The organism is Rhodococcus opacus B4 (assembly GCF_000010805.1).
Lineage (GTDB): Bacteria > Actinomycetota > Actinomycetes > Mycobacteriales > Mycobacteriaceae > Rhodococcus_F > Rhodococcus_F opacus_C.
Map to the genome: position 1 here is coordinate 1,806,519 of NC_012522.1, position 12,106 is coordinate 1,818,624.

General features: G+C 68.5%; 16 protein-coding genes. 4 read left to right on the plus strand and 12 right to left on the minus strand.

Going from position 1 to position 12,106, the window contains the following annotated elements; genetic code table 11:
• The first annotated feature begins 23 nt into the window (after window positions 1–23).
• Window positions 24–893 carry a 1,4-dihydroxy-2-naphthoate polyprenyltransferase gene (locus ROP_RS08420; RefSeq protein WP_012688905.1) on the plus strand — a complete coding sequence of 290 codons (870 nt, stop codon included), beginning with the start codon at window positions 24–26 and terminating at the stop codon, window positions 891–893.
• Window positions 894–902: 9 nt separating this feature from the next.
• Here the strand turns inward: ROP_RS08420 and ROP_RS08425 are convergent, their stop codons facing one another.
• From ROP_RS08425 to ROP_RS08440, 4 genes are all read right to left on the minus strand, one after another.
• Window positions 903–1,283 (minus strand): phage holin family protein, encoded by a 381-nt coding sequence (locus ROP_RS08425; RefSeq protein WP_012688906.1) that lies wholly within the window; start codon window positions 1,281–1,283, stop codon window positions 903–905.
• 60 nt (window positions 1,284–1,343) lie between these two features.
• Window positions 1,344–1,910, minus strand: coding sequence for a Clp protease N-terminal domain-containing protein (locus ROP_RS08430; RefSeq protein ID WP_012688907.1), 567 nt, complete (start codon window positions 1,908–1,910; stop codon window positions 1,344–1,346).
• Between the two features lie 6 nt (window positions 1,911–1,916).
• The gene (locus ROP_RS08435; protein WP_005258323.1) at window positions 1,917–2,132 is read right to left on the minus strand and encodes a hypothetical protein; all 216 of its coding nucleotides are present in this window, start codon (window positions 2,130–2,132) and stop codon (window positions 1,917–1,919) included.
• Window positions 2,133–2,196: 64 nt separating this feature from the next.
• Window positions 2,197–2,949 (minus strand): lysophospholipid acyltransferase family protein, encoded by a 753-nt coding sequence (locus tag ROP_RS08440; RefSeq protein ID WP_012688908.1) that lies wholly within the window; start codon window positions 2,947–2,949, stop codon window positions 2,197–2,199.
• Between the two features lie 127 nt (window positions 2,950–3,076).
• Between ROP_RS08440 and ROP_RS08445 the strand changes: the two genes are divergently transcribed.
• A complete protein-coding gene (locus tag ROP_RS08445; protein ID WP_012688909.1) occupies window positions 3,077–3,616 on the plus strand; it encodes a GNAT family N-acetyltransferase in 540 nt (179 codons plus the stop codon).
• Here ROP_RS08445 and ROP_RS08450 read toward each other — a convergent pair.
• On the minus strand, window positions 3,604–4,713 hold the full coding sequence (locus tag ROP_RS08450; RefSeq protein ID WP_012688910.1) for a PLP-dependent cysteine synthase family protein: 1,110 nt from the start codon (window positions 4,711–4,713) through the stop codon (window positions 3,604–3,606). The two genes, ROP_RS08445 and ROP_RS08450, sit on opposite strands and share 13 nt — an antisense overlap.
• Window positions 4,710–5,078, minus strand: coding sequence for a DUF4229 domain-containing protein (locus ROP_RS08455; RefSeq protein WP_012688911.1), 369 nt, complete (start codon window positions 5,076–5,078; stop codon window positions 4,710–4,712). Before ROP_RS08455 ends, ROP_RS08450 begins: the two co-directional genes overlap by 4 nt.
• A gap of 187 nt (window positions 5,079–5,265) precedes the next feature.
• Between ROP_RS08455 and ROP_RS08460 the strand changes: the two genes are divergently transcribed.
• Complete coding sequence (locus tag ROP_RS08460; RefSeq protein WP_012688912.1) at window positions 5,266–5,493, plus strand: BldC family transcriptional regulator; 228 nt, start codon at window positions 5,266–5,268, stop codon at window positions 5,491–5,493.
• Window positions 5,494–5,656: 163 nt separating this feature from the next.
• Window positions 5,657–5,860: a hypothetical protein gene (locus tag ROP_RS08465; RefSeq protein WP_043824423.1), complete on the plus strand. Its 204-nt coding sequence runs from the start codon at window positions 5,657–5,659 to the stop codon at window positions 5,858–5,860.
• Window positions 5,861–5,907: 47 nt separating this feature from the next.
• Here the strand turns inward: ROP_RS08465 and ROP_RS08470 are convergent, their stop codons facing one another.
• The 6 genes from ROP_RS08470 to ROP_RS08495 form a co-directional block, all read right to left on the minus strand.
• Window positions 5,908–7,233 carry a MinD/ParA family ATP-binding protein gene (locus ROP_RS08470; protein ID WP_012688914.1) on the minus strand — a complete coding sequence of 442 codons (1,326 nt, stop codon included), beginning with the start codon at window positions 7,231–7,233 and terminating at the stop codon, window positions 5,908–5,910.
• A 94-nt stretch (window positions 7,234–7,327) separates the two neighbouring features.
• Window positions 7,328–8,305 carry a c-type cytochrome biogenesis protein CcsB gene (gene ccsB, locus ROP_RS08475; RefSeq protein WP_012688915.1) on the minus strand — a complete coding sequence of 326 codons (978 nt, stop codon included), beginning with the start codon at window positions 8,303–8,305 and terminating at the stop codon, window positions 7,328–7,330.
• On the minus strand, window positions 8,302–9,966 hold the full coding sequence (resB, locus tag ROP_RS08480) for a cytochrome c biogenesis protein ResB (protein WP_012688916.1): 1,665 nt from the start codon (window positions 9,964–9,966) through the stop codon (window positions 8,302–8,304). Before resB ends, ccsB begins: the two co-directional genes overlap by 4 nt.
• Window positions 9,963–10,793, minus strand: coding sequence for a cytochrome c biogenesis CcdA family protein (locus ROP_RS08485; protein ID WP_012688917.1), 831 nt, complete (start codon window positions 10,791–10,793; stop codon window positions 9,963–9,965). Before ROP_RS08485 ends, resB begins: the two co-directional genes overlap by 4 nt.
• A complete protein-coding gene (locus tag ROP_RS08490; protein ID WP_012688918.1) occupies window positions 10,790–11,389 on the minus strand; it encodes a TlpA disulfide reductase family protein in 600 nt (199 codons plus the stop codon). Before ROP_RS08490 ends, ROP_RS08485 begins: the two co-directional genes overlap by 4 nt.
• Window positions 11,386–12,045: a histidine phosphatase family protein gene (locus ROP_RS08495; RefSeq protein ID WP_043826371.1), complete on the minus strand. Its 660-nt coding sequence runs from the start codon at window positions 12,043–12,045 to the stop codon at window positions 11,386–11,388. The genes ROP_RS08490 and ROP_RS08495 overlap by 4 nt, the downstream gene beginning before the upstream one ends.
• Window positions 12,046–12,106: the final 61 nt, after the last annotated feature.

Consider the following 12,106-nt stretch of genomic DNA (forward strand, 5'->3'; position numbering starts at 1 on the left):
TCGCTCGGTGCAAAGATCGGTGCATGGCAACGGCTGCTCAATGGATCGAAGGCGCTCGTCCGCGCACCCTCCCGAACGCGATCGCCCCTGTGCTCGTGGGCACCGGCGCCGCGGCATCGCTCGGCGGCGCGGTGTGGTGGAAGGCGGTGCTGGCACTGGTGGTCTCTCTCGCGTTGATCGTGGGAGTCAATTTCGCCAACGACTACTCGGACGGGATTCGCGGCACCGACGACGAGCGGGTCGGACCGCTGCGGCTCGTCGGCTCCAAGCTGGTGAAACCGGCGGCGGTGAAGGCGGCGGCCATCGCCTGCTTCGCGGTCGCCGCGGTGGCCGGCCTGGTCCTCGCCGTCACCACCGCGTGGTGGCTCGTGCTGGTCGGCGCCCTGTGCATCGTGGGCGCCTGGTTCTACACGGGCGGCAAGAAGCCCTACGGGTACAGCGGCTTCGGCGAGGTCGCCGTCTTCGTGTTCTTCGGTCTCGTCGCCGTCCTGGGCACCCAGTACGTGCAGGCCGAGACGGTGGACTGGGCCGGACTCGTGTCCGCGGTCGCCGTCGGGTCGTTCTCGAGCGCCGTTCTCGTCGCCAACAATCTGCGGGACATTCCCACCGACACCGCATCCGGCAAGCGCACGCTCGCGGTCCGGCTCGGCGACTCGCGTACCCGCATCCTGCATCTGGTCACGCTGACGGTGCCGTTCGTCGTGACCCTGGTCCTGGTGCTGCGCACCCCGTGGGCGCTCGTCGGGCTGCTCGCGCTGCCCCTTGCGGTCCGGGCGAACGCTCCCGTCCGCTCGGGCGGCCTGGGGCTCGCACTGATTCCCGCGCTTCGGGATTCGGGGCTGGCGATGCTGGTCTGGGGCGCCGCGACCGCCGTGGCGCTGTCGGCCGCCTGAGCGTCCCGGTCAGTCGCCGTCCGGCAGCAGAATGCCGAGAACGAAGTTGACGATCGAGATGATCAGGCCGCCCCACACGGCCGTCCAGAAGCCGTCCACGGTCAGGCCGTAGTCGGTCAGCGAACTGAGCCAGGCGGTGAGCATCAGCATCAGGGCGTTGATCACCAGGGTGAACAGCCCCAGCGTCAGGATCAGCAGCGGCAGCGACAGCAACTTCACCAACGGCTTGACGAAGATGTTGACGACGGTGAACACCAGCGCGATGCCGAGCAGCACCACGATGTCCCAGCCGGTTCCGTTGCCCGAACTGGAGATGTCGATACCCGACACCCAGGCTGCCGCCAGCCAGATCGCGAACGCGTTGATGACGAGGCGTACCAAGAAGGTCATGCGTGCATGCTGGCACACCGATCGGACAAACGGGAACCGGGCGACGCCGGAGCGGGACGGTCAGGCCGCGCGGTCGTCGAGGGCCGCGTGCACTCGGTGGCGGAGTTCGTCCACCCCGACCCGGACCTCGAGGATCTGTCTCGTGGTGCCCTCGGCGACGCGCAGTATCCCGAGGAAGATGTGCTCGGCGCCGATGTGATCGTCCTTGCGCGCCAGCGCCTCCCGCAGTGACAGTTCGATCGCCTTCTTCGCGTCGCGGGTGAACCCGATGTGCCCCGACTTCCGGCCGAACCAGCCGCGCTTCTCCGACGGTTGCTCCGGATCGAGCACGCCCTTGCCGAAGTTCTGCTCGAGACTCTGCCGCACGGCGTCGAGGTCGATCCCGATCGATTCGAGCGCTTCCGCGTCGGCGTCGCTCAGGGCGGTGCCGTGCGTCGCGACGGTCGCTCGCGCCGTGTCCTCCTCGATGCCGGCGTCGGTGAGGATGCCGTGGACGGGTTCGGTTTTCACGGACAGCAGCGCGAGTAGGAGGTGCTGCGGCCCGATCTGCGGCGACTTCAGGTCGCGCGCTTCCTGCTGCGCGCCGATCACCACGGCCCGGGCGTCCTTCGAGAATCGTTCGAACATGCGCCGTTACCTCCCTCTCCGGTTGTGTTTCTGGTGGACGGCCTGCCTGCTCACCTCGAGGGAGTCGGCGATCGCCTGCCAGGACCAGCCCTGGGCGCGGGCGTTGGCGACCTGGATGGCCTCGAGCCGTTCGAGAAGTCGCCGCAGCGCACGCACGGCCCGCAACCCCTCGGCGGGGTCTGGGCTGCCCGCCGCTGCGGCGAGCGTGGTTGCTTCGGTCATGCATGTCAATTTAGGTTGACACCAACCGGGCGTCAACCCTGCTTGACAGATTCGAGGCGGGCCGTCAGTACGCCGCGACCGCCCCGTCGACGGCGATCTGCAGGTCCTTCTGCACGACGTGCGCGATGTCCATCGGTTTCGCCGGGAGGTCGAACAGCGGCTCCCCGACGAAGACGCTGGCAGACTTCACGTTCTCGGTGTCGGGCCCGTGAGCGTCCGGCCCGTAACTGATGCCGATGGACAGCAGCACGGGCGAGACTCCGCGATCTGCCGCACGTTTCGCGATGTGACCGATACCGCTGTTGATGTGCTGCAGCCGGGTCGGGTCGTCCTCGTTGCACGTGCCCTCGGGAAAGATCGCCAGGTTGTCACCGCGACAGAGCCGTTCGGCGGAGATGTCCATCATGAGCCTGCCCGCGTCGGCGACCGCCCGCAGCCCGTAGTTTTTACTGCGGAACACCGGGATACCGCCCATCATGTCGACCTTCTTGTGAAGGTCGGGGTCGACGAACAATTCGTCTTTCGCGAGCACCCGGGTGCGCCCGATCGCGCGGCGCAACGGCGTGTTCCAGGCCGTCGCCGCCAGCGTGTACTGATCGCTGTGGGTCACGTGATTGGCGGCGACGATAAGCACCCTTCCCGACTTCACCAACCCGGCCAGCTGCGCCTTCGCGTCGTCCGCGTACACGATCCGCGGCCGGTACTTCGCATACAGCGACGCGTACGCCAGCTTGGCGAGCACCCGATTCTGCCGGTGGTCGCGGTAGTACGCGTACACCGCTTCGTAGTTCTCGAGAGTCACCTCGGGCTTGTCCATGCGAGTCCCCGCTCCGTCGTCCTAACGTCAGGCTACCAACCTACGGTCCCGTAGCCTACGGAGGAGTAGGTATCGGGAAAGTGCAGGGAAACTGTGCGAACAGCACGATTTCAGGTACAAAAGACCTGTGATCCGCCCGGCCACTTCCACCGACCTGCCCGCTCTGCAAGACATCGAAATCGAGGCGGGTGCGCCGTTTCGCGACATCGGAATGGACGCCGTTGCCGACGATCCCCCGTTCTCACTCGACGAGCTGACCGAATACCTCCAGCTGGAATGCATTTGGGTCGCGGTCGACGCGGACGACGCCCCGGTCGCCTACGCACTCGTCGCCGTCGTCGACGGCTGCGCACACATCGAACAGGTGTCGGTTCATCCGGGGCACGCCCGCCAGGGTCTCGGCGCACAGCTCATCGACGAGATCTCGTCGTGGGCGGCCGTGCGCGGACTGCCCGCTCTCACGCTCACCACGTTCGTCGACGTCCCGTGGAACGCCCCCTACTACGAGCGGCTGGGTTTCCGCCCCCTGCCGGAGACCGACCTCACCCCGGGCCTGTCGCGCATCCGCGACGACGAGGCCCGGCACGGCCTCGCCGCGTGGCCGCGGGTCACGATGTCGCGCGCGGTGACCGCGCCGGTGCGTGCCGCGGCGCCTCAGCCGGGCTGACCGGGCCACTGCCCGGTCGCCGCGAACCGGTCGAGCACCGCGGTCGGGCCCGAGAGGTCGATGCCCTCCCCTGCCACCCAGTCGTCGTCGAAGTAGGTGTCGGCGTACCGCTCGCCGCCGTCGCACAGGACGGTGACGACGCTGCCGGACCGTCCGGCCGCGAGCATCTCCGCGACGACGGTGAACGCGCCCCACAGGTTCGTGCCCGTGGATCCGCCGACCCGGCGGCCGAGCACCGAACTGGCGTGCCGGGCCGTTGCGATGGACGCGGCGTCGGGCACCCGCATCATGCGGTCGATGACCTGCCCGACGAAGGACGGCTCCACCCGCGGCCTGCCGATGCCCTCGATCCGCGAGGGCATTCCGGTCGCGTATTCACAGGAGTTGATCTCGTAGCCGCCGAAGAACGCGGAGTTCTCGGGGTCCACGACGAGTAGCCGGGTCGCGTGCCTGCGGTACCGGATGTACCTGCCCAGCGTCGCGCTGGTGCCCCCGGTCCCGGCGCTCATGACGAGCCACTCCGGCACCGGATGCTCTTCCCGGGTCATCTGCTGGTAGATCGACTCGGCGATGTTGTTGTTGCCCCGCCAGTCGGTGGCCCGCTCCGCGTGCGTGAACTGGTCCATGAAGTGACCGTTCGTCTCCGCGGCGAGCCGCCGGGCCTCGCTGTAGATCTCCGGCGGCCGGTCGATGAAATGGCAGCGACCGCCCTGCGCCTCGATGAGGGCGATCTTCGCGCCGCTCGTACTGCGCGGCATGACGGCCACGAAGTCGAGGCCGAGCATCTTCGCGAAATACGCCTCACTGACGGCCGTCGATCCCGAAGACGCCTCGATGACCGTGGTGCCCTCGGTGATCCATCCGTTGCAGATCGCGTACAGGAACAGCGACCGGGCCAGCCGGTGCTTGAGACTGCCCGTGATGTGGGTCGACTCGTCCTTGAGGTAGAGCTGCACGTCCCACTCGGCGGGCAGCGGGTACCGCAGCAGGTGCGTGTCGGCGCTGCGCTGCGCGTCGGCGTCGATGAGACGGACGGCGTTGTCCACCCAATCCCGCGGCAGGCTCCGGTCGATGACGACGCAGTCGTCGACCGTCACCGGGACGTGCCCTCACCGCGGAGCCGGGCACGCAGGTCGGCCTGGTCCGCGCGGCGCTGCGCGTCGAAGGTGGCGATCCCCTCGTTGACCCGCTTGCGGAGTTTCGCGAACAGCAGCAGCGACAGCGGGAGCGCGATGAGGACCGCGAAGATCGCGGCGACGAGCAGCGGCACGGCGACTCCGACTAGTGCGGCCACTCCGAGGATGATGGCACCGATGACGACGACCAGCAGCAGCCGGGCGATCGAATAAATCGCCACGTCACGTGCAAGCCGGCCCTTGGTCACCCGCCCGTCGCGCTTCGCTTTCGCGCTCGAATTTTCGGGTTCGACCTGGTCTTCTGGCTTCTCGGATGACTCGCTCACGCTCCCAGGTTACCCATCGCCGAGGGGGCACCCCACACGTCCGACTTATCCGATTTGTCTATTACCTCCCCTTTACCAACATTAGATCGTTCGAGTACCCGGGGTCTCGGATGTCACGATGACCGAGATCAGTCGCAACAGCGGCCGGCTTCAGCACCAACCAGTCGAAAGCAGTGGAGGATCGTCGATGAGCGCACCCACCTACAACGGACCCGGATTCAGCGGATCCCACGAAGCCCTCATGACCCCGGGCCAGGTGGCTGCCCTGTTCCATGTCGACCCGAAGACCGTGACGCGATGGGCGCACGCGGGCCGGCTCGGATCGCTGCGCACCCCCGGCGGGCACCGCCGCTTCCGCGAGGCCGAAGTCATGCAGCTGCTCCGCTCCCTGACAACGGAGGCGGGCCGACCCTGACGCTGTAGGCGGGCCGACCCTGACGCTGCAGGCCGGCCGACCGTAAAGACCGCCTGCAATCGCACTACCCGGACGCTCCCCGCCCGGGTAGGTGCCCTCTGCCGCCGACGCGGCTACGCTCGAGGAATACCGGCTACCCTCGAGCGGTGTAAGGAGGTGCGCGGTGATCTATCTGTTGGCACTCATCGGGCTCGTGACAGTGGCGGTCCTGATGTGGAAGGCGTTCGGCCCGAACACGCGGCCCGTGCTGAGCACGCGGGTGCAGGGACCCGACGACGATCCGGATTTCCTGTGGAAGGTGGATCGGGAGACGCGTCGGAAGAAGTCCGGCGAACCCGATGCCGGTCCGGCGGATCCGGCCGGGTGAACATCAGCCGTGGTGCCGGTCCGGCCGGCACCGTCGGCATCACTGCCTCAGCGACGGTCCTGTAGCGCGAAACTCGACGCCGGGAAGTCGGAGGCCACCGCGGCGGCCAGTTCGAGGAGTGCGTTGCGCGTCTTCGGGCGCAGCCGCTCCAGTTCGATCTCGGCGCCCTCTTCGAGGTGCGGATCGAACGGAATCAGCCGCACCAGTCGGCATCGCTGCTCGAAGTGCTCGACGACCTTCGGCAGATCCACCTTGCCCGACCTCGGGCGCACGGCATTGACGACGGCCACCGACCGGGCCACGAGTTCGCGGTACCCGTGGGCGTCGAGCCAGTCGAGCGTGGCGGAGGCGCTTCGGGCGCCGTCGACGGACCCCGAGCTGACCACCACGAGCGCGTCGGCCTCCTCGAGGATGGTCTGCATCGCGGAGTGCATCAGGCCGGTGCCGCAGTCGGTGAGGACGATGCTGTAGAACTTCTCGAGCATCGTGACGGTCCGGGCGTAGTCGTCGGCACTGAACGCCTCCGAGACGGCCGGGTCGCTGTCGGACGCGAGGACCTCGAGCCGGTGCCTGCTCTGCGACGTGTAACTGCGGACGTCGCTGTACTTCTCGATGCTCTGCTCGTCACGCAGCAGGTTCCGCACCGTCGCGGGGGTCTCGAGGGGGATTTTCTGACTCAACGTGCCGCGGTCGGGGTTGGCGTCGACGGCGATGACGCGGTCGCCGCGCAGTGACGCGAACGTGGAGCCGAGGGTCGCGGTGGTCGTGGTCTTGCCCACCCCGCCCTTGAGGCTCAGGAGCGCGATCTTGTAGCACCCCTGCAGCGGCTGGTTGACCTGCTTGGTCAACTCGATCCGGCGCTGTTCCTTCGCACTGTTCCCGACGTTGATGTAGCGGCCGGACAACCGGTACAGCGCCTTGCGCCACCCGGTGGTGGGGGCCGGCTTGACCTGCTTGAGGAGCAGCGACGTCGACAGGTCACGCGCCGAAACCGCGTACTGCTGATCGGCGTTCGTGTCGTGCGGACGATTCGCAGGCTGCCGGGGTGTGAACGTTCCCGGCTGGGGTGCGTGCTGGACCTGCGGCTGCTGCGGTGGCGTGAACGCTGCCGGCTGGGCTGCCGGAGCCTGCTGCGGAGCCGGAGCCTGCTGCGCGGCCGGAGCCTGTTGCGGAGCGGGGGCCTGGGTCTGGGGTCGCGCGGGTGCGGCGGCGGGGGCCTGGGCAGCGGGCTGCGCGAACGGATTGGGACCCTGCGGCTGAACGTACGGGGCCTGCCGTGCGGCGTTCCAGGCGACGGTCGATCCGGTGTCGTCCGCGGCCGGGTTCGACGCAGGCCGTACCGGCTCCCACAGCCCGGAGTTGTTTTCGGACATGGCTGAACGTCCCCCTCGTGAAGTCTCCATCGTCCCCACCGGATCTCACCGGTCGGAGACGTCGCGGCGGAAGGATATCAGTCGGTGGCGACCGTCAGTTCAGGCCCGCGTACGAGTGCAATCCCGACACCACCATGTTGATGATGAACAGGTTGAACAGCATCGCGACGAAGCCCGCCACGTTGATCCATGCGGCCTTGGTGTCGCGCCATCCGGAGGTCGCGCGGGCGTGCAGGTAGGCGGCGTAGATCACCCAGGCGATGAACGACACCGTCTCCTTGGGGTCCCAGCCCCAGAATCGGCCCCACGCGGCCTCGGCCCAGATGGCGCCGAGGATGACGCCCGCGCCGAACAGCGGGAACCCGATGATGGTGGTCTTGTACGCCAGGCGGTCCAGGGTCTGCGCGTCGGGCAACCGCTCCGCGATCCGCGCGAACACGCCGGTCCCCTCCTCGCCGCGCGGGTAGCGCATGCGCAGCAGGAACAGCAGGCTCGCGATGCCCGACACGAGGAACACACCGGATCCGACGCTGACGATGGTGACGTGGATGGGCAGCCAGTACGACCGCAGCGCGGGCACCACGGGCGCCGCGTCCGCGTACAGCACGGTGGCGGCGAGGAACATCAGGATCAGGACGGGAACGAGCAGGAACACCCACATCGACCGGTACGCCGGCTTCGACAGGAGCGCGAGACCGACGACGAGCGCGGCTGCGCAGGCCATGGTCACGAACTCGTACATGTTGCCGAGCGGGAACCGCTCGGTCGCGAATCCGCGCAGCACGATCGACGCGAAGATCAGGACCGTGCCGACGACGAGCACGGCGGCGCCCATGCCGCCGAAACGCTCGGACAGGGGCTTCTTCGGCTGTTCGACCACCCGGCCGGGAACGCCGGGCGCCTCCGACGCCCGCGCGCCGGATCCGGCCGACACGAGTTCCCGGTCCTGCACGGCCTGCGCCCGGGTGGACGCGTACTGCACGATGAGCAGCACGAGCGCCAGCACCAGCACGGTGAAGGCTGATCGGAAGGCCCAGTCGCTGTACTGCGCCAGTGTCTCGTTGGTCGTCATCGTTGGCTCTCCTGCGCGTCAGGCTTCGTGTCGTCCGTGAGCAGACGGGTGCAGAGCCGGCCGAACTCGTCGCCCCAGCCGGCCTGATCGGTCCGGGCGAGTCCACCAAGCTCTACTACAGTACGTCGTGGCCCCGGATCGGCGGCGTCCGCGGGGTAGATGCGGGCCCAGATCCGGCGGCGCTTGACCAGCAGCGAGACGAGCAGTCCCGCCATCATCGTCAGGGCCGACACCAGCACCCACTGCTGCGCCGGGTCGTGCGACACCTGCAGGTTCACGAAGTCCACGGCGCCGTCGAACCGCACCTGGGTGCCGTCGGACAGGGTCGAACTCTCCCCCGGCTTCAGATTCACCCGGTCCTGCTTCACGAGGCGGCCCTGGTTGATCAGTTCCGTGTTGAGCGAGAACAGCGATTGCGGGTTGCCCGTGTCGAGGCCGGTGTCGCCCTTGTAGATGTCGATGGCGACGGCCGGGTCGTTCATCGCCGGGTAGCTCGACGCCAGCAGGTTGCCGTGGAGCAGCGCGGTCGGGGCGAACAGCCCCTCGATCGCGATCTGGTTCTTCCGGCGCTCGTCGGTGTCGGTGTACATGCCGCCGGGCGGGTCGAACCGCATCGCGCCGCTGCTCAGGAACGTCGTCGCGTCGTCGGGACGCCACTGCAGCGTCTCGGTGCGGGTCTCGCCGTTCGGGAACGTGACGGTGAACGTCGGCGCGTACCCGTGCCCCTGCAGGTAGACGCGGTCACCTTCGACGCGCAGCGGGTGGTTCACCTGCAACTGGCCGTCCCGCCAGGTGTTGGTCTCGAGGTCGTCACCGGCCTGGTAGGCGATGTTGGACGTGAACATCTCGGCCTGACCGCTGTCGAGGTAGTCGGCGGCGAAGTCCTTCACCTTGATGCACAGCGGCGTCATGCCGGTGCCGTCCTGGGTGTTGCCCGCCTTGAACGAGTCGAAGACCGCGGGCGACGTGGTGCAGAACCCCGGACCGTTGTTGGCGACGACGATCACGTTGCCCTCGTAGCCGAACAGCTTGCCGACGGCGATCGCGACGAGCAGCGCGACGAGCGACAGGTGGAAGACGAGGTTGCCGAGTTCACGGAAGTACCCCTTCTCCGCGGAGAGGGTGATCTCGCCGTCGTGGGCGGCCCGTTCCCCGCCCGCGCGGGTCTCGACCCGCCACCCCTTCAGGTGGGTGCGGATGCGCGCGGCGAGTTCTTCCGGGGTCTCGTCGACCCGGTCCTCGTGGTGGTGCGGAAGTCGCGCGAGATTCCGCGGGGCGGGCACCGGACGGGTGCGCAGCGCCTTGGCGTGGTCGACGCAGCGCGGCAGGATGCAGCCGACGAGCGAGATGAAGAGCAGGACGTAGATCGCGGTGAACCAGAAACTGCCGAACACGTCGAACAGTTCGAGCTTGTCCATCCACGGACCTAGGGTGGGCCGGTTCGCGATGTACTCGTCGACCTTGCCCGCGTTGAGGCTGCGCTGCGGCAGCAGGGCGCCCGGGATCGCGGCGAGGGCCAGCAGGAACAGCAGCACCAGCGCCGTGCGCATCGACGTGAGGCCGCGCCACGTGTTACGGACCAACGCGAACGCTCGGCCCGGCAGCGATTGACGCGGTACCGGTGCGGCTTCCGGGGCCTCGGGGGTCTGGGTGTCGCTCATATTGGGAGGGTCACTTCCGAGATGAAGGCGTCGCGAACCCAGCCGACGAACTGGTCCCACGCGCCGGTGACGAGGGCGAGGCCCACGGCCACCAGCATGATTCCGCCGAAGATTTGAATCGTGCGCGCGTTGCGGCGCAGCCAGCCGACACCGCGCAGCGCGCGGGACGAGCCGAGCGCGAGGATCACGAACGGCAATCCGAGACCGAGGCAGTACGCGACGATGAGCGCCACTCCGCGGGCCGCGGTGGCACCGTCGGTGCCCGCGGCGAGGGAGATGACACCCGCGAGGGTCGGGCCGAGGCACGGGGTCCAGCCCAGCGCGAACACGGCGCCGAGCAACGGTGCCCCGGCCAGGCTGGAGATGCGCCGCGGCTCGAGCCTCGTGTCCCGCTGCAGGGCCGGGATCAGACCGATGAACACCAGGCCCATGGCGATGGTGATCACCCCGCCGACCCGCATCAGGATGTCGCGGTTGATCGCGAGGGCCGAGATGGCGCCGAACACCGACGCGGTGGCCAGCACGAACACCACGGTGAAACCGGCGACGAACAGGGCCGCGGCGCCCGCGACCCGCAACCGTCCGTCCGACACGGTCTTCGTCCGGGTTGCTGCTTCCTCCGCGGTGACGGCGGGGGCGTCGGCACCGACGACACCCGCGAGATAGGACAGGTAGCCGGGGACGAGCGGCACGACGCACGGCGACGCGAACGACACCAGACCGGCGAGGACGCACGCACCGAGCGCGAGGAGCAGCGGTCCGGTTGCCGCGGTGGATTGGAAGGCGTCGCCGACGCCGCCGGCGAGAAGGGCGGTGCTGGTGTTCACGATTCCTGCGCCACCCGATCGACCACCGGCTTCAGGTCCTCGGCGAGCAGTTCCTTCAGGAACACCGCGGCCACGCGGTGTTCCCGGTCGAGCACGATCGTGGTGGGGATGACGCTCGTGGGGTAGTTCTGGCCCAGCGCGATCATCGTCCGCATGGCGGGGTCGTAGATCGACGGGTACGACACCTTGTTGTCGATCACGAAGTCCTGCGCCTTGTCCTGCTGGTTGTCCCGCACGTTGATCCCGAGGAACGACACACCCTGATCCTTGGTCTCCTCGTACACCTGCTCGAGGTCGTTCGCCTCACCCCGGCACGGTCCGCACCACTGGCCCCACACGTTGAGGACCACGACCTGGCCCTCGAAATCGTCGAGCGAGGTGGTCTTGCCCTCGGTCATCAGATCCGGTCCGGACACCGTGCCGATGGTGCCGCGGTCGGCAGGCGGGTCGTAGAAGATCTCCGTCTGACCGCCCGGCGACACGAAGTCGAACGTGCCGCCCTGGGCCACGGCGTCGTCGCCGGACGCACACGCCGACAGCGCCACCGCGGCCGTACAGATCACCGCGAGAAGCCCGGCGAAGCGCCCCCGGTTCATGCCCCGGTCACCCTCGGATCCGACGCGCCCGCAGGCTCCGAGTACACGATGTCGATGAGGGTGTCGCCCTCGTAGACGAGCGAGGTCAGCGACGCGAGACCGCACTGCCGGTGGCGCGGATCGTGCCACAGCCGCTCGCCCTGCAGGAACCGGCGGAGGGTCCAGACGGGGAGTTGGTGGCTGACGACGACGGCCTCGTGTCCGACCGCCGACACGCGGGCGGTGTTGACGGCGGCCAGCATGCGGTGCGCGATCTGCAGGTAGGGCTCGCCCCACGACGGTGTGAAGGGATCGCGCAGTTTCCACCAGTGCCGGGGACGGGACAGCGCGCCGTCGCCGACCGACACCTTGAGTCCCTCGAACTCGTTGCCGGCCTCGATGAGGTTCTCGTCGGTCGCGATGTCGACGCCGTGCGCGTCGGCGATCGGGGCCGCCGTCTCCTGCGCCCGCTGCAGCGGCGACGACACGACGTGCGTGATGTCGTGCTTGGCCAGCACCGACGCCACCGCGCGGGCCTGCGCCTCACCCGTCACCGACAGCCGGAACCCGGGGAGCCTGCCGTAGAGGATTCCGCGCGGGTTGTGCACCTCGCCGTGCCGGAGCACGTGCACGATGGTGCGGGTCTGTGTGTGGTCGGGATGATCGGCTTCGGTCACGTTGCGGTTCCTCGGGTCGGGGCGGGAGGTCAGGTGGGTGCCGTCGGCGGGGCCGCCGAGC